19 protein-coding genes and 1 pseudogene are annotated in these 18,471 nt (G+C 51.6%); 12 read left to right on the top strand and 8 right to left on the bottom strand.

Annotation, left to right across the window (positions count from 1 at the left end; all coding sequences use genetic code 11):
• The first annotated feature begins 112 nt into the window (after positions 1-112).
• From EL645_RS36725 to EL645_RS36750, 7 genes are all read left to right on the top strand, one after another.
• The gene (locus EL645_RS36725; RefSeq protein WP_126557343.1) at positions 113-2,674 is read left to right on the top strand and encodes a HEAT repeat domain-containing protein; all 2,562 of its coding nucleotides are present in this window, start codon (positions 113-115) and stop codon (positions 2,672-2,674) included.
• A complete protein-coding gene (locus EL645_RS36730; protein ID WP_161977995.1) occupies positions 2,662-3,162 on the top strand; it encodes a HEAT repeat domain-containing protein in 501 nt (166 codons plus the stop codon). The genes EL645_RS36725 and EL645_RS36730 overlap by 13 nt, the downstream gene beginning before the upstream one ends.
• Before the next feature lie 5 nt (positions 3,163-3,167).
• On the top strand, positions 3,168-3,713 hold the full coding sequence (locus EL645_RS36735) for a HEAT repeat domain-containing protein (protein ID WP_126557345.1): 546 nt from the start codon (positions 3,168-3,170) through the stop codon (positions 3,711-3,713).
• 63 nt (positions 3,714-3,776) lie between these two features.
• Positions 3,777-4,232 carry a class I SAM-dependent methyltransferase gene (locus tag EL645_RS43580; RefSeq protein ID WP_246035706.1) on the top strand — a complete coding sequence of 152 codons (456 nt, stop codon included), beginning with the start codon at positions 3,777-3,779 and terminating at the stop codon, positions 4,230-4,232.
• A gap of 4 nt (positions 4,233-4,236) precedes the next feature.
• Positions 4,237-4,578, top strand: a complete 342-nt coding sequence (locus tag EL645_RS43585) for a hypothetical protein (protein WP_246035707.1) — start codon at positions 4,237-4,239, stop codon at positions 4,576-4,578.
• A 29-nt stretch (positions 4,579-4,607) separates the two neighbouring features.
• Positions 4,608-5,333: an MFS transporter gene (locus EL645_RS36745; protein WP_161977996.1), complete on the top strand. Its 726-nt coding sequence runs from the start codon at positions 4,608-4,610 to the stop codon at positions 5,331-5,333.
• A 20-nt stretch (positions 5,334-5,353) separates the two neighbouring features.
• Positions 5,354-5,731: a hypothetical protein gene (locus EL645_RS36750; RefSeq protein ID WP_126557347.1), complete on the top strand. Its 378-nt coding sequence runs from the start codon at positions 5,354-5,356 to the stop codon at positions 5,729-5,731.
• A 55-nt stretch (positions 5,732-5,786) separates the two neighbouring features.
• Here EL645_RS36750 and EL645_RS36755 read toward each other — a convergent pair whose 3' ends face one another.
• Positions 5,787-7,196 carry a DUF2087 domain-containing protein gene (locus tag EL645_RS36755; protein ID WP_126557348.1) on the bottom strand — a complete coding sequence of 470 codons (1,410 nt, stop codon included), beginning with the start codon at positions 7,194-7,196 and terminating at the stop codon, positions 5,787-5,789.
• A gap of 713 nt (positions 7,197-7,909) precedes the next feature.
• Here EL645_RS36755 and rho point away from each other — a divergent pair.
• A pseudogene (rho, locus tag EL645_RS41925) lies at positions 7,910-9,015 on the top strand (transcription termination factor Rho); the annotation flags it as partial.
• A 123-nt stretch (positions 9,016-9,138) separates the two neighbouring features.
• Here the strand turns inward: rho and EL645_RS36765 are convergent.
• From EL645_RS36765 to EL645_RS36780, 4 genes are all read right to left on the bottom strand, one after another.
• Positions 9,139-9,789 (bottom strand): hypothetical protein, encoded by a 651-nt coding sequence (locus EL645_RS36765; RefSeq protein ID WP_126557349.1) that lies wholly within the window; start codon positions 9,787-9,789, stop codon positions 9,139-9,141.
• Between the two features lie 247 nt (positions 9,790-10,036).
• Complete coding sequence (locus tag EL645_RS36770) at positions 10,037-10,909, bottom strand: aldo/keto reductase (protein WP_126557350.1); 873 nt, start codon at positions 10,907-10,909, stop codon at positions 10,037-10,039.
• A gap of 31 nt (positions 10,910-10,940) precedes the next feature.
• Entirely contained in the window at positions 10,941-11,972 is a 1,032-nt protein-coding gene (locus EL645_RS36775) for a homoserine kinase (protein ID WP_126557351.1), read from the bottom strand.
• A gap of 58 nt (positions 11,973-12,030) precedes the next feature.
• Positions 12,031-12,234 carry a hypothetical protein gene (locus EL645_RS36780; protein ID WP_126557352.1) on the bottom strand — a complete coding sequence of 68 codons (204 nt, stop codon included), beginning with the start codon at positions 12,232-12,234 and terminating at the stop codon, positions 12,031-12,033.
• A gap of 161 nt (positions 12,235-12,395) precedes the next feature.
• On the opposite strand from EL645_RS36780, the gene EL645_RS44950 reads away from it, so the two are divergent.
• Together EL645_RS44950 and EL645_RS36790 are read left to right on the top strand one after the other, a co-directional pair.
• Complete coding sequence (locus EL645_RS44950; RefSeq protein WP_126557353.1) at positions 12,396-12,821, top strand: MFS transporter; 426 nt, start codon at positions 12,396-12,398, stop codon at positions 12,819-12,821.
• A 52-nt stretch (positions 12,822-12,873) separates the two neighbouring features.
• Positions 12,874-13,899: an MFS transporter gene (locus EL645_RS36790; protein WP_126557354.1), complete on the top strand. Its 1,026-nt coding sequence runs from the start codon at positions 12,874-12,876 to the stop codon at positions 13,897-13,899.
• A gap of 526 nt (positions 13,900-14,425) precedes the next feature.
• Here the strand turns inward: EL645_RS36790 and EL645_RS36795 are convergent.
• Both EL645_RS36795 and EL645_RS36800 read right to left on the bottom strand, forming a co-directional pair.
• Entirely contained in the window at positions 14,426-14,803 is a 378-nt protein-coding gene (locus EL645_RS36795; RefSeq protein ID WP_126557355.1) for a GNAT family N-acetyltransferase, read from the bottom strand.
• Positions 14,800-14,943 carry a GNAT family N-acetyltransferase gene (locus tag EL645_RS36800; RefSeq protein WP_126557356.1) on the bottom strand — a complete coding sequence of 48 codons (144 nt, stop codon included), beginning with the start codon at positions 14,941-14,943 and terminating at the stop codon, positions 14,800-14,802. The genes EL645_RS36795 and EL645_RS36800 overlap by 4 nt, the downstream gene beginning before the upstream one ends.
• Positions 14,944-15,377: 434 nt before the next feature.
• Here EL645_RS36800 and ilvD point away from each other — a divergent pair, with 434 nt between their 5' ends.
• Complete coding sequence (ilvD, locus tag EL645_RS36805; RefSeq protein WP_126557357.1) at positions 15,378-17,057, top strand: dihydroxy-acid dehydratase; 1,680 nt, start codon at positions 15,378-15,380, stop codon at positions 17,055-17,057.
• A 210-nt stretch (positions 17,058-17,267) separates the two neighbouring features.
• On the opposite strand, the gene EL645_RS36810 is transcribed toward ilvD, so the two are convergent.
• The gene (locus tag EL645_RS36810) at positions 17,268-17,909 is read right to left on the bottom strand and encodes a hypothetical protein (protein WP_126557358.1); all 642 of its coding nucleotides are present in this window, start codon (positions 17,907-17,909) and stop codon (positions 17,268-17,270) included.
• Positions 17,910-18,092: 183 nt separating this feature from the next.
• Between EL645_RS36810 and EL645_RS36815 the strand changes: the two genes are divergently transcribed.
• The gene (locus EL645_RS36815) at positions 18,093-18,419 is read left to right on the top strand and encodes a cupin domain-containing protein (RefSeq protein WP_126557796.1); all 327 of its coding nucleotides are present in this window, start codon (positions 18,093-18,095) and stop codon (positions 18,417-18,419) included.
• Positions 18,420-18,471 lie beyond the last annotated feature (52 nt).

The raw sequence follows: 18,471 nt of genomic DNA on the forward strand, positions 1-18,471 counted from the left end.
GTACTTACTGCAATTATCGGCTAGAAAAGTAATGGAAGAGATATATCTCCTCTTATCATTTTTAAGGCCACCAGATCAGATAAAGGCCCTTTAATCATAAGGGATTATCTGTATGGTTGCTGACATAGAAAGTACATATTTTATGGGGTACTGGATCTATCTTGATGAGGCGCAGGTTAATATTCCGCGCGAGCGCCTGGCGCTGGCAAAACAGGCCTTGCAGCATCTGGTTGGCCATTTTCGCTGGGTGAAGGGTCATGCGTATACAAACCAGGCAAACTTTGAAGAGACCCTGCAGAGGTTGCGCTGGCGACCCGTAATGGATCGGCAAGGGAATGTCTACTCATTGGAGTTTAATGGCTGGAAAATTGGCAATGATTACGCTCCATTTGAGGTCCTGGCCCCATTTGTGCAGGCGGATAGTTTTATCCATATTCGTGGGGAAGACGAGCGTACCTGGGGATGGCGTTTTAACGGTTCTCATGTTGAGCTTGAATATGGCTATGATTCTGATTATCCAATCTATCAATCGAGCTTGTTACATATGCCTGAACAGTTGCCAGAGCCGCATCCTCTGACTCCATCGCTACGTGAACAGGTGCGTCTGCTGGTAGAACAGATACTCGAGACTCAAGATGAGCAGCAACGCATAGCGATCTATGAACAACTGTGGCGTATCCATTTTCTGGGCCGGGGTCAGACCTTGATGCGAGCTTTGCTGGTGGAACTTGCCTGCTATCATGAAGATCGCGGTATTGCCCTGCTTGAATGGTGGTTGAGACGTCTGTTGGCACAGCCTGACACCGAGCAGGGAGATCCTGGAGCCCTGGGGCTCTCTATCGTCCTGACTACCTTGCAGGAGCTCCATTTTCTGGAAACATTTGCCTCAGTACCACGATTATTGGAGATTGGGCAGCAGGCAACGCAGCGCTGGGTAAGTTGCATGGTGGCTGCTTTGCACTCTGGCAACCTCTACCTGGTTCGTTATCTGCAATTGCTGGCCCAGAAAGTGCGCTCCCTGCCTGCTCCCTGTTTAGAGATTGCCATTACGCAATTGATCACGTATTGTGAGGACCCCTGGGAAATGTTGCGGCAGGTGGCTGCGAAGTCCCTGGGCCTCCTGGGCTCCGTTGTGCTCCAGCAACGTGTAGAAGCCATACTCAATAGCGACCGTCCAGAAAGGCAAGCGGCGGCCCTGATAATCCTATCCACGCAGCCTGAACGTATCACGCTGGATGTTTTGAAGGCGTTCCTGGAGCATGAACATGTCCCGCTACGCGCCGCCGCTGTGCTCGGGCTGGGCTCGCGACCAGAGTTAGAGGCCCGCACGCTCTTGAAGGCGGCCATCCAGGATTCTTCGCAAGACGTTAAGCTTGCTGTCTGCCAGGCCTCGGTCCAGGTGGGTGGACCGGAAGCCCTGGGACTGCTCATCTCTATCTATGAGCGTGGGTATGGTGATGCTGTTCGCTGTGCGGCCCTGGAAGCTATGGGAAGATTGGGTGAGCACACCTCTATTCGCTATCTGCTGCAAGTGGTGGAGAGTCGTGATTATGAGGAGAAGATGGCTGCCCTATGGGCGCTCTGCCAACCAGGCGTGCGGCCAAACAATGATCAAATACAGCGGCTGCTTGGCGATAAGACCGATCAATCATCCCTGTCACGGGACAACCAACAACTGCGCCATCACCCTCTGGGCCTGCATTTAATGGCGCGCACAATGCAACCAGCCGAGACCTTGCAGCACTATGATAATTGGAGTGTGCAAGTGCGCAGGATGGCGCTACAAATTCAAGGGACTCAAGGACCCGCTGAGCTGTTGCGCCAGCTGCGCGCGTTTTGCGTGGAGGAGGAGCCGCTGAAATGGTTTCAGCTACAAGGCATTTTCCTGGCGCTTGAAACGTTGGGAGCACAAAAAACCGTGGCTGATTTGAACGATATCTACTTACAGAAGGCGCAAGGCTTCTGGCTTCCTGAAGAGTTCGATTGGTATTATATGCAAGATGTTGAGCGGGCCCACCGGGCGCTCAAGGCGTTAAAGCAGGAGTTGCCGATCGCATCCAATGCTGATGTAGTAGCCGAAGAGTTCGTTGCAGATGGTGAGCTGAGCGCCCGCCAGCTCCATGCGCTGGGCAAACTGGGCGCTCAGGCACCCTTTGAGCGTATTAGCGCGGCCCTGACCGATGAGGATGAGATAGTCAGCAATGCGGCTGCTTCGGCCCTCAAAGCATTAAGTGAATATGTGCCGCTAGAGCCGCTGGTACCCCTGCTTGAGCGCAACGATATCCTACATCCTTTGCCTTACCATGTGCGTGATGCCATCATCACGATCCTGGGCCAACGATTATATGAGCCTGCTATTCCATATTTATTCAGGGAACTTAAAGGGGATGCCTCTTATACCGCGAGCCAGGCGTTGCTGGCTCTGGTCGATAATATCTCGGTTGATGAAGTAATGACCCTCTGGCGTAGCGATCATATCAATGAGCGTGCAGCCGCCATTAAGCTGTGTACTGGTATGGGACGCCGGGCTCCAATTTCCATCCTGCTAGAAGCATTGGATGAGCGAGCTCGCTATCTGCAACAGTTGCCAGCTGCTCGTGAACAGGCCGCGAGATGGGGGAAGAAGATAGCGATGAGAGAGCGGATGATACACCGCTTAGCATGGCTCTTATAAGTGAAGACGCTCTGGATGCCCTGGCTACGCTGGGAGAAGAGGCTCCTCTGGATGTCATGCTGACTGCTTTGAACGATTCTTTTACTGGGGTCAGACGAGCTGCTGTACGGGCCTTAAGACAGTTGAAAGGGCACGTCTCGCCATCAGTATTAACCGTAGCTTTGCGCAATGGGGATGGCTATGAGCGTGAATACGTGGTTGAGCAACTTGAACTCTGGAGTGAGCCCTCGGTTATCCCTATACTGCTTTCGTGCCTGGATGATCCTGAGAAAGATGTGCGTGAGCAAGCCGTCAAGGCCATGACCACCCTGTCAGAATATGTCGTGCTGGAAGATATTCTACCTTTTGTCGAAGCCCGCTCGTCTTCCACCCGTAGTGCAGCGCTAGAGCTGCTGGCCCGCTTGAAAAAGCCTGTGCCAATGGATCTATTGCGGCAGGCTTTGATCGACCCTGCGTCTGGGTACGTGTCTCAGCCCTTCATGTTTTAGAAATAGTGATAGAGCAGGTACCACTACCATTGTTGCTTGAGGCGGTCCAGGCTAACTCTTCCATTGAGCGCATGGCGGCTGTGGATGCGCTCGCCCGCCATCCCGATCAGGCAGCCGTGAGCGCCTTGCTGGCTGCTCTGGGAGATAGTGATGAATTTGTGCGCCAGCAAGCGTTGTTCAACCTGTTTATCTATCATCCTGAAGCACTGTCAGAGGTGTTACATGAAGTGGATGAGGTTCTGGCCGGCAATGCGGTGGGACCCGTGCTGGGCTCGATCGAGCGCACAAAAATGGCCCAACTGCTGGGCAGTATAGGCCAATCTTCTCCTTCGACGATCTTGCTCCTGACGGAAGCGTTGCATTGGCCCCACTGGCAGGTACGCCAGGCAGCGGCCCAGGCCCTTGGCAATCTCGAAGGCGATATCCCGTTCGAGACTTTTGAGCTCCTGCTAGTGCTCTGTCATGAGGATGATGCTCGCTCTGTCCGTGAGGCCGCTCGTACAGCTGTGGACATTCTCCTGCTACGTGGCCAGGTTAAGGATGTGGCGTGATCTTATCCTTGTTTTATAATGTCTAAGGTTTGTCTCTGCAAGAAAAAGTCAGGAGAAAACAACATGACCGAAACCAGTGACATTTGGACTGGCACAGCCCTCAGCTATGATCAGGCGCGCCCGACGCCGCCACCGGCTTTGCTCGATCTGCTGACGCAGCTGATTGGTATGCCGCATCCCGCCATGGTGGTGGATTTGGGCAGCGGAACCGGGCTATCCACTGCGATCTGGAGTGAGCGGGCCGAGCTAGTGATTGGGATCGAACCCAATGCCGATATGCGTACTCAGGCTGTCCGCAAAGTCGAAGACCATCCCTACGCAGCACATATCAAGTATCAAGAGGGAGTTGCTCATCAGACTGGCCTGCCCGACGGATGTGCTGATATCGTCACGGCTGCCCAGGCGTTTCATTGGATGGAACCAACTTCGACGCTGGCCGAGATCGCGCGTATCCTGCGGCCTGGTGGGCTCTTCGCTGCCTACGATTATGACTGGCCGCCAGTACAACTGGGAGCTTGAGCAGGTGTACCAGGAGATCGACAACCATTTCGACAAACTTATGGAGGAGCGTGGACTTACCGGGAATCTCCCGAAATGGCCGAAGCATACCCATCTCGATCGCATGCGTGACAGCGGCTACTTCCGCTTCACGCGCGAGCTCTTCCTTCATCATGTCGAGCAAGGAGACGCTGCACGTTTTCTTGAGATGATTCTGACGAATGCATACAGCCACCAGTTCAAGCTGAAAACCATCACTGAACAAGAGATCGGTTTTGATCGTCTCACACGCGCGGCGTTCCAATCTCTCGGGTCCCAACCGATCCCCTGGTATTTTAGTTACCGCGTCCGCATCGGCATCAAGTGAGTGCGGGAATTAGAAGAGTGGCTGGCGTTTTGCCGGTTATCGCAAAAGAGACGGGTGTTACAGAGGGGGTCGCCGGACAACTGGTGACGGTGTTCTCATTAACCTATGGTCTGGGTGCGCCCTTATTGGCGGCACTGGCTGGTCGCTGGTTGCCCAATCGTGTCCTGATTGGTTCACTGGGTCTCTTCTTCCTGGCTAATCTGGCCTCAGCACTGGCTCCATCTTTCCCGCTACTGTTGCTGACGCGTGTGCTGGCAGGCTGTTTCGCTGCCACCTATGCGCCGCTAGCCTATACAGTTGGAATATCGCTGGCTCCTCCCGAAAAGCGTGGGCGAGCACTGGCCCTGGTCGTTATCGGACTCACCGTAGCGACCGCTCTTGGCTCGCCACTGGGAACCTGGGTCGGTGAGCATTTTGGCTGGCGCATGTCTTTCGCGCTGGTGGCATTTCTGGCTGGCGTTGCTGTGCTGGCCCTGCTCATCTGCGGTCTACCTAAGGTTGCCGCACCCGCGCAACTCTCGCTGAAGGCACGTCTGACGCCGATCACACAGCCCCGCGTGGTGTTGGTGCTCCTACCATCGCTCCTGTGGAATCTAGGCGCCTACACCGTCTATACCTATATCGCGCTCCTGCTGCAGCACAACCTGCGTATCACAGATATCAGTGGACTACTGGTCGCCTATGGCCTGGGAGTCGTGGCCGGAAACTGGTCTGGTGGGATGACGGCAGATCGCTTTGGTCCAATCGCCCATTGATCTTTTCCCTGGTAGCGCTTGTGATCATCGAAGTTGTGCTCTCACTGGCGATCTCTACCGTAATCGGGGGGATATTCATGCTCTTCATCTGGGGCATGGCGATCTCGCAGCTCTTCATTCCTCAGCAGCATCGCCTGTTGAGCGTGGCGCCCGAGCACGCCAACGTTATCCTGGCCCTCAACAACTCAACCTTCTATCTAGGCATCGCTGGCGGAGCCGCCCTGGGAGGCCTGGCCCTGCGCTCAGTCCCCGTCACCCAGCTCGGCTTTATCGGTGCCGGTTTTGTCCTGCTGGCCCTGCTCCTGTTTACACTCAGCCTGCGCTTCAGCAAAAACAAAAGCCAGACCCCGCTTGCTGAAAGCAACGAAGTAAAAGAAATGATAGTTGTCCCAGAGTAGAAACACGTCCCGCTTCGAGCAGGGGATAAGAGGAAAATCCCCCGCTCGAAGTGATTTATTGGTCGATGAGCCAGTATTGGGAGCCGTCGGGTTGGCGGCTCATGAAACGGTACTCGTATAATCCTCGGCGCAGGGCGGCCGGGTCCTGGATGGTGGTGTGCTTTTGCAGCAGACTATTGACCTCCTTTTCGTTGTACATGCGGCCCTTTTCAAAGAAGCTGGCCAGGTATTCCAGGATGAGGAGCTTGTCTATTTGTTTGGATGGCGGCCAGGTGTTGATGCGCCCGCTCTGATCGCTAAAGCGCTTGAGTGCCTGGCTGTAGACCGTCTCTGTTTGCTGTTCGGCCGATTGTGCTTTTTCTTCGTCGGTCAGGTGCTGGATGGCTTGCGCGGTGCGAGCCAGGTAGAATGAGCTCAGGCGATAGGTTTTGTTGGCACCCTCACCACGGCGCTCATAGAGATATTTCATGCCGACCAGTTGCTTGAGGTGGCGTGAGACGCTCGATTGGCTGAGATTGAGGGCCGAGATGATCTCCTGGGCCTGCAACTCGCTGTGTCGGGTGAGCAGTTCAATAATGCTCAGGCGCGTCTCGTCCGCCAGGGTTCCCAGCCGGGCTTGTAGTTCGGGACGCGTAATGATCGCGGTGCGCTGTTGGGCCACATCATAGTTGGGCGGCTCACTAAAGAAGATGCGCGTAACCTCTTTCCCACCCCACTCATCACCATCCCAATCGGCTCCATTCCAGACTGTAATGCGCCTGCCTGTATGCCACGACGGGATCAGGATGATTTCTTCGGCGCCGGAGACAGCCAGTGAGACCTCTACTGGCAACTGGCGACCAGTGAATTCATAGAGCGTCTCCTCCAGCGTCTCTTCGCGCCGCAAGCTGTTCGCAAACATCTCGGCCTGCCAGCGTAATATGTTCTGCACGCGTTTCCATTCATTGATAAATGTCGTTTGCCACAACATTTCCAGGTGGGTCAGGATCGTGTTTTGCAGTGCCTGCGGATCTTGCAGGAGGGCGTGGACCTGGTGCTGCAACTCTGGATCGAACGTGTCTTCACCGTATGTTTGCCGTACACTGTCTAAATAGGTATCTACGTCCGTGATCAGGTATTTGGTGTGTGGTGGCGAGGCCGCTGTACTGCGTGAGAAGCGGCGGCGCAATGGCTCCAGGATACGTTTGCGGAGCACATATACATTTACCTCACTCAGGTTGTGCAGGTACGATGGAAAGTTTGGCTCATTCCGTTGCGGTGTCAGGGCATCCTGCAGGCCCGTAAATAAGAGGCGATTGGTCTGCAATTGCTCACTGCTCAATCTGGCTGCTGCCTGTTGTACCCATGGACTGAGACCAGGCAATTGTGAACTCTGGTGTAGTAGTGAAAAGCTATTGAGTGCGTTGCTGACCGGTTCTAGCTCGACGTGTATCTTGCTCTGGCTTGCGGTGCTGCTGAATTCCATTTCATTCGACCTTCCTTCTGTTTGCTTCTCATTATCTTGCAATTATGCGAATATTCGCATAATTGCAAGATAAGCATACCCAAGAAAAAAGGGATTGTCAAGGTAATTGGGGCGGTTGGATTGTTAGATAGAAGTCCCTCTGTAGGAGAGAGGCTACTGTGACGATCAATGGTTGTGTATGAGGTAGCAATGGGCAATCGCATTGGAAACAAAAAGTGTAGTGGCTGATTGGGAATATCATCTCTACCCTGGTTGTTTTCATTGATGAAACATGTATCCTTTCTATCCGCCACCATCCTTACAATTTCCGTTGGTCTTATGGATCTGTTTTTGATTACTCCTGCTATTTTGTGGCTTCATACTGTAATGAAAACAGTATGTGATGTTACCTGGCGGCCTATCACTGGAAATTGAGACGATACTTTAAAATACCTTACCCAGTGTACTCCCTTCTTTGCTTCTATAAGAGACACGTTTCAGTGAAAGGAGAACGGTACGATCCACCTCCAATGATCGCACCATTTGACCCTATGAAGAATACTCGTTCAATTATGCATACAAATGCAGCGCCTGACCCCGAGGATCGGCGGCATGCGTTTCGCTCATTTGTACATTCAAATGCAGAGGCCTTTGATCAACCGATGGTCGAGCGTCCTCCTGTAAATATGCGCCCACCGGCGGCGGTTTCTGATCAAGAACTGGCCGTTCCGGGAGCGGGCATATTGGATATTGTTGAGGATGGCTATGGCTTTTTGCGTTCGGAGCGCTACCTGTCAGGTCCTCAGGATATCTATGTATCGCATTCGCAGATCCGCCGTTTTGGTTTGCGACAAGGTGATTTTGTCGCGGGCCAGGTGCGACCGCCTAAGGAGCGCGAGCAGTATGGTGGCCTGCTGCGGGTAGAGCAGGTCAATGGACGTGGCGCGGAAGCTGTAAGCATGCGACCTCGTTTTGAATCCCTGACTCCAATTTTTCCACAAGAGATGTTTGACCTGGAAAGTGATCCCACCAATTTGTCTGGCCGCTTGATGAACCTGGTTTCCCGATGGGCCGTGGTCAGCGTGGCCTGATTGTGGCTCCTCCTAAAGCCGGTAAGACGATGCTCCTGATGTCAATCGCCAACGCCATCTCGTTTAACTATCCTGATGTCCATTTGTTGACTGCCTTGATTGGTGAGCGTCCAGAAGAGGTCACCGATCTGAGGCGGGCAGTACATGGGGAAGTGATTAGCTCAACTTTTGATGAGCCTGCTTATGCCCATACGCACCTGGCCGAGATGGTGCTGGAGCGTGCCAAGCGCCTGGTTGAAGAGGGCAAAGATGTGGTGGTGCTGCTGGATAGTCTGACGCGTCTGTCGCGAGCCTATAATCTGACCGTCGAGTCGAGTGGTCGCAGCCTGTCTGGTGGCCTGGACCCGAGCGCGATGATTATGCCGAAGCGCTTCTTTGGGGCTGCCCGCAAGCTTGAAGAGGGTGGAAGCCTGACAGTAATCGCAACGGCCTTGATCGAAACCGGGAGCCGCATGGACGATGTGATCTATGAAGAGTTAAAAGGGACCGGCAACATGGAATTGGTCCTGAGCCGTAAACTGGCCGAGCGCCGTCTTTTCCCGGCCATCGATATATCGCTCTCCGGTACGCGCCGTGAAGAATTGCTTTATGACCAGCCGACCTATCAAGCTGTAGTTACTATGCGTCGCATGTTCGCTCAGCTCTCAGATCAGCAAGGCCAGGACGCTATGGAGGCCTTTATCCAGCAATTGGCCAAGTCTAAAAGCAATCGCGAGTTTCTGGCTACCTTGAGCAAGCGGGCTATGTAGTTAGTTGGAAACTTTGCTTGTGTCTGTTAGAGAAAGGCAGCGCCAAATTAATCTTTCTGGTGCTGCCTTTTTTGATAGGTAGTTATTTAAACTGGCGTTGGAATTGTTAGACCTGATTTGAGCTTATGGGTTGACGAAAGAGAGCGGTCCTGCGGCATCAGAGAAGTTGGCCGTGTTGAGAACCTGGATGCCAGCATTTTGCTCACCATTGAAGGGAGTAACGATAGGTGATGTCTGACCAGGCTCACAGCCGCGGACAAATGGAACCTGTGGATCATTGAACCATAGACCCAGGTGGAATTGATGAGTGGCAGGGAAGGTTACTGTTGGGCCTCCTGTGGAGATTGAGAAGGTTTCGCGATTGAAGATGCCCTCGACGGTTACATCGCCATTGCCGTATTTATCGGTCTCCAGGTCGCTCTGATACCAGGCAACTCCAAATGGCTTGTTTGGTATTTCGATAACAAACAGGTCATAGCCAGTATTAGGGACCAGATGTCTGACACTAACATGCATGATGTCGTTCTGTTGACCACGTGTAATACTGACAAAGCCGCTGGCCTGGGGCAGGCATTGGTTGATGTTGGGCGATTGAATCATGCTAAATTGGAAATCAGGCTTTGGAGGTTTGTTGTGGTTACTGGCAGCTTCAGTAGTATGTATTTGCACTAGAGCCATGCTGCCTGCGGTCAGGCTGATCATGAGTGCCAGCACGAAGATGCGGGCCAGCAAAGAATGATGAGGCCATGAATTTTTAAGCGTATATCTTTTCATTGCACTATCCTTAATTTATTATTGGATTAACACAAGAATGTTTCTCTATCGTTATAATATCGGCCCGCGGAAATATGTATATGAATAAGGATATATCGATTGTTGCTTGATTTGACGGTACTGAAAAGAGAGATATTTTATTTAGTAAGGGTGTGGTGGCCATAGGAGATATCAGGAATAGAAGTAGATATACCTCTCGCTTGTATATCTACTTCTTTCTTAATTATGTCCTGTAAAACTGAATTTGTTAATGGAAGCCCTGAGAAATGGTTTGAAATTCTTCATCGGAGAGCTGGATCTGGGCGGCTCTGGCATTTTCTTCAAGGTGCTTGACTGAGCCTGTGCCCGGGATGGGCAGCATGGAGCAGGAGCGCTTGAGTAGCCATGCCAGGGCGATCTGACCCGGTGTGGCGTTGTGTTTGGCGGCGATGCGGGCCAGGTGTCCCTGGTCGCGATTCAAGTCGCCTGTGGCCAGTGGGAACCAGGGGATAAAGCCAATATTCTCTTGCTGGCAGATGTCGACCATATCTTCAGAGGTGCGATCGGTCAGGTTATAGCGATTCTGGACCGTCACGATGGGGGTGAGCTTGCGCGCTTGTTCTAGCTGCTGGGCATTCACATTGGAGAGCCCGATATGGCGAATTTTCCCTTCGGCCTTCATCTTGACGAGTTCTCCTACCGAATCCTGGAAAGGGACCTTTGGATCAGGTGTGTGCAGCTGGTAGAGATCGATACGTTGCAAGCGCAGTCGTTGCAGGCTGCCCTGGAGCGCCTCGCGCAGGTGCTCTGGACGCCCATCGGGCCGCCACTGGTCGGGTCCGGTGCGGATATACCCACCCTTGGTGGCGATGACCAGATGACTGGGATAAGGATAGAGTGCTTCAGCGATCAAGCTTTCGCTTACTGCGGGTCCATAGGAATCGGCGGTATCAATCAGGTTAATGCCCAATTCCAGGGCCCGGCGTAGCACGTTCAGGGCCTCTTGTTTATCTGATGGGGCCCCCCAGATGCCTTTGCCGGTAATTCTCATGGCTCCAAACCCCAGTCGATAGACACGCAGGTCGTCGCCAATAAGAAATGTGCCGCTGGCACTGACTGGAAGTAGATTTGTTTGTTGCATTGCAGATACTCCATGTTGTTGTATAGCTATGCTATGAACGACACCCCTCTTTCCCATCTCCACGCTTCGGTTGAACGTTCCGTTTCTGTTTGCCAAACAGTTCAGCATGGAAATGCTCTCTCCCTAAATCGTTCAAGGCAGCAATTTTTCTTTTCTCATAAAAATCTTTTGCGTCTCCTCTTTTAAAATACCAGACACAATCAAACATAATGCTTAATTTGAAGACATCATAGAGATGGCTTTTTTCGTTATTATTTAAGGGGCGATGCCTGGTATATTCCATTACTGTTTGGCTTGCCGCACTGAAATCGAACACATTCTCTCCTGGCTTGAAATGAGACCAGCTATTCCAATCGAAAGATGGGAGAAACGGATCGATCAAAGTGGCCAGGTCATACATAAGAAAGGTGTAATTCGCATCATCAAAATCGATCAATGCTTTAAATTCTCCATTTTGGAAGAGGATATTGGAGAAGTGAAAGTCGCAATGGCAGATCCCCTTTGGTAAGGATCGCGGAAGGATGAGCTGTGAGAGTTCATGTTCAAACCATGCCAGCTTTTCTTTTGCCTGAACGGTGTTGATTTTGTCGGCCTCTTCTCGTGCCAGCTGCTGGCAGAGTGCAAGATCATAATTCCACCTGTATTTAGTGTGGCGTGGTTTATAATTTCTCGTGAGGTTCTGTAATTCAGCAACTTTTTGTATCAGCTGCTTTGTCTGAGCCGCATCAGGATTTTCCAGGTGCTGACCCTCGACAAATTCAAAGATAATGTAAGGCTTCTCGTTATGGGTGCCAACGTATCTTCCCTTGCTATTCTTCAAAGGAGCAGGGCAAGGGTACCTTTTTTTCTTCAGATATTGGGTGAGATCGCTTTCAAATAAAACTGAACCCATAGAACGATTTTCATAATATCTGAACACAAATGTCCCTTGTGTCGTCTGGAGTAAGAAATTCGTTTGCACTGTTCCTGCAGTGATCGGTTTGAAAGCTGTAAAATCTCCCAATGTATAATCTGAGAGAATTTCTATGAACTGCTGCTTTGAAAATTCTGTTTTGACTGCCATACAGGTTATTCTAGCAAATCAAAACCGGAGAAGCAATCAGCCGTTACCCTTTTCCTTACTAGAAGCTTTCTAGTAAGGAGAGGCGTAAAATTTTATGGTTTTCGGCTGCCACCAGCGTCAAAATCTGTGTGGCCTTCTCATCATCGAGAGGAAGAAGATCTCGTAACAGCTGTTTGTTCAAAATAATCTGTTGCTGCTTGTCCTGCTTCTTTTCAAGTTCGTAGGAGTGGCTATTATTATGGGTGCTTTTTGTTGTGAGCATGTTGTTTTCCTTCGCGGTATAAATAAAAATATCCCCATAATATATAGTCGCAATTTCTGCTAATTTGTTACAGCTTTTCGACACCAATTTTCTGTTACGTACGTCTATAATAAAAACCTACATACTTAGTATTTAATCTGATTAGTATTTTGAGGAATAGCATGTCTTCTTTTAAGCAAAGATTTGCCCATCGTGGTTTTGTCCTGGCATTATTATGTATGGCACAATTTATGGTGGTGTTGGACTTTTCAATTGTCAATGTAGCGTTACCTTCAATGCAAAAAGATCTGGCTATCTCTACGCAGAATCTGCAGTGGGTGGTGAGTGCCTATTCTCTGACTTTTGGTGGCTTTCTCTTATTGGGTGGACGAGCCTCCGACCTCTTTGGACGTCGCAGGCTCTTTCTGGCAGGATTGATCGTTTTCTCGCTTGCTTCATTGGTGGGTGGCCTGGCGCAGTCAGGTATCTGGCTGATTGGCGCGCGGGCGGTGCAGGGTCTGGGGCGTCAGTGGTTGCCCCTACCTCGCTTTCCCTGGTTACCTCAACCTTCGCTGAAGGCCCTGAGCGCAATAAAGCCCTGGGTGTGATGGGGGCTGTGGCCTCGACTGGCTTTGCGGTGGGGGCGATCCTGGAGGACTATTGACGGCGGGTCCTGGCTGGCGCTGGGTGATGTTTGTCAATGTGCCGGTCGGCCTGGTAGCCTGTCTGTTGACCCCTTTCTTTATTCCGGAGAGCCAGGTCCCGGAGCGACGGCAGCGATTGGATATCCTGGGCACGATTACCGTGACGGCGGGTATTGTAATCCTGGTGTATACGCTGGCGCGCGGCAATGAACTGGGCTGGCTATCCTGGCAAACCTGGGGCATGCTGATATTGGCCGCGCTCTTGCTGTTCGCTTTTATCCGGATCGAGTTGCGTGCTCAGGACCCTCTGGTGCGCCTGAATATCTTTCGCTTGCGCGTGCTAACCGGAGGAAACCTGGTCAGTTTGTTGCTGCCGGGAACCTTTGGGGCGATCATCTTTATTCTAACCCTTTTTATGCAGCGGGTGCTGAGCTATAACGCTATCCAGACCGGACTGGCCTTTTTGCCGATGGCTGGTGTGTTGCTGATCCTGTCCAATGTGGCTTCGCGGATGTTTTCACGTATTAGCCTCAAGCTGCTATTGGTCTCCAGTATCGTCGTGGTTGGGTGTGGACAATTATTGTTCCTGCTGCTCTCAGCGACGGCAACCTATGTGAATGCGCTCCTGCCCGGTATGCTGGTGGTGGGACTGGGTATGGGCTTTGTCTTTCCCGCTATTACGATTGCGGCAACGACCGGCGTGCCCAACGAAGAGCAAGGGCTGGCCTCTGGCTTACTTAATACCAGCCAGCAGGTTGGTTCAAGTATCGTACTGGCGATCGTGACGTCCGTCTCTACCGCCCAGGCCACCTTTCTGCAGTCACAGGGCATGGGAGGCGCCGAGGCGCTGGCGAACGGCTTTCACGTCGCGATCTTTGCCTGCCTGGCCTTTGTACTCTTAGCGCTGGTGATTGCCATTTTTGTGATGCGTGAGCAAAAGATCAAGGTTGCTCCAGAGGAGGAGCCAGAGCTGACCGAGCGGCCTGTTGCTTCCTATTCCTCACATTGCGAGGTGGCTGAAGAGGATGATGTCAGATTATAGTCTGTGTCTGACTCCCATTAGCATGGGAAGCATATCGCTCCTATGCGGGCGTGCGTGCGCTGGCGCGCCCGAGCTTTTTTTTATTTATGTGGTGCAAAAAAGTGCGCCCAGCGCACTTTTTTGCACCACATAAGATGATTACTTGAGCGCCAAAGGCGCGCAAACTCAGGCGTGAAGATCGTGGAGATCATGAGAGCCTGACATGTTCATGCAGTGTCAGACGCTTATGTTTATGGGAAGCGTGCCGCTCTTGCGCTGGCGCGTCCACGCCTGTTTTACTTATGTAGTGCAAAAAGTGAGCATATTTTACTTCTGTTGGTGCAAAAAGTGAGCATATTTTACTTCTGTTGGTGCAAAAAGTGAGCATATTTTACTTCTGTTGGTGCAAAAAGTGAGCATATTTTACTTCTGTTGGTGCAAAAAGTGAGCATGTTTTACTTCTGTGGTGCAAAAAGTGCGCCCAGCGCACTTTTTGCACCACATAAAACAAAAATGTTGAGCACCTGCGGTGCTCAACATTTTTGTTTTATGCTTTGCTGGCGACGGGCTGCTCAATCGCGTAGAGGCGGAAATGCTGGCCCCATTGATCCAGTTCGCGCTCAAAGTGCATACCGATCTTCTCTGCAATATGGATCGAGACGGCGTTATCAGGTGGAATCAGCGACACGATGCGCGGGAAGCCCAGTTTTTGGAAGCCATAATTCTTCAAGGCCTCGGTTCCCTCCAGTGCCAGGTTGTTCTGCCAGTATGGCCGAGCCAGCACATAAGCCAGTTCCACCTCTTGTTGCCCCTGGACCTCCTGGCTTAACAGGCCGCAATGTCCAATAAAGCTCTGATCGCTCTTGCGAATGGTGGCAAAGAATGAGTGTCCGTAGATCTGATATTCGCGGATATAGCCATTCAGGACGCGTTGTACCTCATCCCGGCTACGTGGGCCGCCAGGAAGCGTGTAACTTCGGGGTCGGTATAGAGTGCGGTCATATCGTCCAGATCATCCAGTGTCAATGGTCGGAACAGCAAATGTTCCGTCTCTAAAATAATCATACTAATCCTCACAATGTCATAAAAAACAAAGATTCCCGCCTCCCACCCCTTGCGTCTTCCTTCATCATTATATGCTTCTGACATGATTATAACAAACACCGTTGTGTGCGGTCCTTTAAAACGATCCGTACGGTAAAATGATACACCTTCCTATAGTTCAATTATCCGTTTTTTTAGTTGCAGGCAGAATTGTACGGCAGATCGGGTGAGCAGAGCGGCGCAACTGTGTTATACTTGAGGCCTACTGGTACCTTTTTGGGGATTGTGTGTTAGGATAGAAAGAAAACAAGGTACAGACCATCAATGCGGATGGCGCAACATTCCCTCAAAGTGATATCCATAGGGAGACATATCACATTCACGATTGCTTTTGATGAAAGCTTTAATGCAACTGCTGGGTAGGAACGAACTCCTACCTGCCTTAAGGAGGCGCAATGCGTTCAGATCAGATCAAGCTCGGCTTCGAGCGCGCTCCTCACCGGGGTTTGCTGCGCGCAACCGGTGTCGTAGGTGAAAATGATTTCAAAAAGCCCTTTATCGCTGTCTGCAATTCCTATATCGATATCGTTCCGGGACACGTTCACTTGCAGGCCTTTGGCAAGCTTGTGAAGGAGGCTATTCGGGCCGCCGGCGGTGTGCCATTCGAGTTCAATACTATTGGAGTGGATGACGGGATCGCTATGGGCCATATCGGCATGAAGTATTCTCTTCCCAGCCGTGAATTGATCGCTGACTGCGTCGAGACTGTGATTGAGGCGCACCGCTTCGATGGTATGGTGTGTATTCCAAACTGCGATAAGATCGTGCCTGGTATGTTGATGGCTGCGATGCGCCTGGATATTCCCACTATTTTTGTCAGTGGTGGCCCGATGGCGGCTGGTAAACTTTCGGATGGCAGTAGCTCTGACTTGATCCGTATTTTTGAAGGCGTGGGCGCTTACCAGGCGGGTAAGATTAACGAGGATCAGTTGCTGGAGTTAGAGCAGCAGAGTTGTCCTTCGTGTGGCTCATGCTCAGGTATGTTTACCGCCAATTCGATGAACTGCCTGATGGAGGCGATGGGCCTGGCCTTGCCGGGCAATGGATCGAAACTAGCGACTTCTGAGGAGCGACGTGAGCTGGCGCGCGCGGCCGGACGGCAGATTTTGGAACTGGTGAAGGCTAATGTGACTCCACGGCAGATTGTGAATGTGGATACCATCGACAACGCCTTTGCGTTAGATATGGCGATGGGTGGCTCAACCAATACTGTGCTGCACACCCTGGCCCTGGCTCGTGAGGCTGGTGTGGATTATTCGCTGGAGCGCATCAACCAGGTGGCGGCTCGTACGCCGCATCTGTGTAAAGTCAGTCCGGCTGGTAAATGGCATATGGAAGACGTGGACCGCGCTGGCGGCATCGGCGCTATCCTCAAAGAGCTCTCGCGCAAGGAAGGTATCCTCAATCTGGATCGCCCAACCGTCACTTTGCGTACCATTGGTGAGAATATCGCCGAGGCCGAGGTGTTGGATCCAGAAGTGATCCATCCGATTGAGGAAGCTTACAGTGAACAGGGCGGCCTGGCAATTCTCTTTGGCAACCTGGCACCCGAGGGGGCCGTGGTAAAAGTGGCTGCCGTGGCACCTGCCATGATGAAGCATACTGGTCCGGCGCGCATCTACAATTCGCAGGAAGAGGCCAGTGCTGGTATCCTCAATAAACATGTGAAAGAGGGCGATGTCGTCGTCATTCGCTACGAGGGACCGCGTGGTGGCCCTGGCATGCAGGAGATGCTGGCTCCGACCGCCAACATCATGGGTATGGGCCTGGGCGAGAAAGTTGCCTTGATCACCGATGGACGCTTCTCTGGTGGTACGCGTGGTGCCTGTATCGGCCACGTCTCTCCGGAAGCGGCCGCTAATGGTCCAATCGCCGCCCTGGTGGATGGGGATATCATCCATATCGATCTGGCCGAGCGCCGCCTGGAAGTGCAGCTTACCCCGGAGCAGATTGAGCAGCGGCTGAGCGAAGTTACCCATGTCAAAGGACGCGTGAAGAGTTCCTGGCTGCGCCGCTATGCCTCTCTGGTTACCTCGGCTAACACGGGCGCCGTCCTGTCGGTACCTGAAATCTAAGAATGTGTCTTACGATCATCATCATGGGAAGCATCTCGCTCCTGTGCGAACGTGCGCTGGCGCGCCCGAGCTTTTTTTCTTGTGTGGTGCAAAAAGTGTGCCTGGCGCACTTTTTGCACCACACAAGAATACTTCTTGAGCGCCAAAGGCGCTCAAACTCAGGCGTGAAGAGCGCGGAGATCATGAGGATAAGACATATTCTAAACTTGATCAAGAAGAAGCCATTTCAACTCTCAAAAGAGGTGCCTCTCCATTCTCCTGGAGAGGTGCCTCTTGTAAGTTAGTATCTGGCTGGTCTGATATATGGGTGTTGCCGGGCGCGAAAATTTTGCCAATCAGGGCCCCGATCAGTCCAAGTAGCGCTCCCAGGCCAAGCCATACCAGCAGTAGCAATAGATCGGTTATCACGATGCCTGTATAGCTGGTTGGATAACCACTGCCAAATTGCAACGTCTGTACCGAGATCTGTATGCCTCCCTGGGCCAGTTGATCCTGAACTTGCTTGATGACTTGCGGCGAGATTTTTATTGGTGCATTGTTCTCTAAGAGAAGAAAAATATATACCCCCATAAATATACCCACAAACAAACCGTTCCAGACGCCGGCTGCGATGCCTGTATCGACACGGCTCGTACTGAGCGTACCGATCAGGCCGGCCAGAAAAGGAGTGCCGAAAAACGCGAACAGAAATACCAGTGCGATCAGCGTACCATTGGGGAAGCTATTATGAAAGTTGGTCCAGAAACCGATACCAAAAATGATCAGACCCGCGATCAGCGCCAGGATAAAACCGGCAGGAAAGGCCCCGCTACGCTCACGCCGGGTGTGCTTCTGATAATACGATTGCTGCATAAATGTCCCTTTCATAATAGATGAGGTTAAAATGCCACAGATGCATGATCAATGAAGGAGGATATAGACGGAGTATACCATATTTGGAACTTTTATTCATGTGTTATAGTGGGGATGATAATAGTTGGGATTCATGAAGATTATTCTAATAAGGAGAACGCATCGATGGATAATTTATCGTCATTGCAACGTTTTAATATTGATGAACTTGCCGCTCAGGTAACTGAACAGTATCAAAATTTTGTGGTCAATGAGGTCAATGATAGTTGTCTACGCCTGGCTGTGTTTACCGGAGAGTATCCCTGGCATCGCCATCCTGATGCCGATGAATTATTTATGGTGTTGGAGGGTGAGTTATTTATTGATTTTGAGGAGCGTGAGACGGTGGCTCTGCGTCCTCATGATATTTTCACTGTTCCAGCTGGCGTGATCCATCGAACGCGGGCCGAGCAACGCACAGTGAATCTCTGCTTTGAGCGTGCCGCCGCAACGACAGAGTTCATTTCTTAGCACATACAGCCCGGGCTTCTTGATACGATTAATATATAGGACGAGCAGATAA

Source organism: Dictyobacter kobayashii (genome assembly GCF_003967555.1).
Lineage (GTDB): Bacteria > Chloroflexota > Ktedonobacteria > Ktedonobacterales > Ktedonobacteraceae > Dictyobacter > Dictyobacter kobayashii.

Bases quoted from the DNA above. Each gene is read 5' to 3' on its own strand.
- EL645_RS36725 (WP_126557343.1), top strand. From the start codon at position 113: ATGGTTGCTGACATAGAAAGTACATATTTTATGGGGTACTGGATCTAT.
- EL645_RS36730 (WP_161977995.1), top strand. From the start codon at position 2,662: ATGGCTCTTATAAGTGAAGACGCTCTGGATGCCCTGGCTACGCTGGGA.
- EL645_RS43580 (WP_246035706.1), top strand. From the start codon at position 3,777: ATGACCGAAACCAGTGACATTTGGACTGGCACAGCCCTCAGCTATGAT.
- EL645_RS36755 (WP_126557348.1), bottom strand. From the start codon at position 7,196: ATGGAATTCAGCAGCACCGCAAGCCAGAGCAAGATACACGTCGAGCTA.
- EL645_RS36765 (WP_126557349.1), bottom strand. From the start codon at position 9,789: ATGAAAAGATATACGCTTAAAAATTCATGGCCTCATCATTCTTTGCTG.
- EL645_RS36770 (WP_126557350.1), bottom strand. From the start codon at position 10,909: ATGCAACAAACAAATCTACTTCCAGTCAGTGCCAGCGGCACATTTCTT.
- EL645_RS36775 (WP_126557351.1), bottom strand. From the start codon at position 11,972: ATGGCAGTCAAAACAGAATTTTCAAAGCAGCAGTTCATAGAAATTCTC.
- EL645_RS36780 (WP_126557352.1), bottom strand. From the start codon at position 12,234: ATGCTCACAACAAAAAGCACCCATAATAATAGCCACTCCTACGAACTT.
- EL645_RS44950 (WP_126557353.1), top strand. From the start codon at position 12,396: ATGTCTTCTTTTAAGCAAAGATTTGCCCATCGTGGTTTTGTCCTGGCA.
- EL645_RS36800 (WP_126557356.1), bottom strand. From the start codon at position 14,943: ATGATTATTTTAGAGACGGAACATTTGCTGTTCCGACCATTGACACTG.
- ilvD (WP_126557357.1), top strand. From the start codon at position 15,378: ATGCGTTCAGATCAGATCAAGCTCGGCTTCGAGCGCGCTCCTCACCGG.
- EL645_RS36810 (WP_126557358.1), bottom strand. From the start codon at position 17,909: ATGCAGCAATCGTATTATCAGAAGCACACCCGGCGTGAGCGTAGCGGG.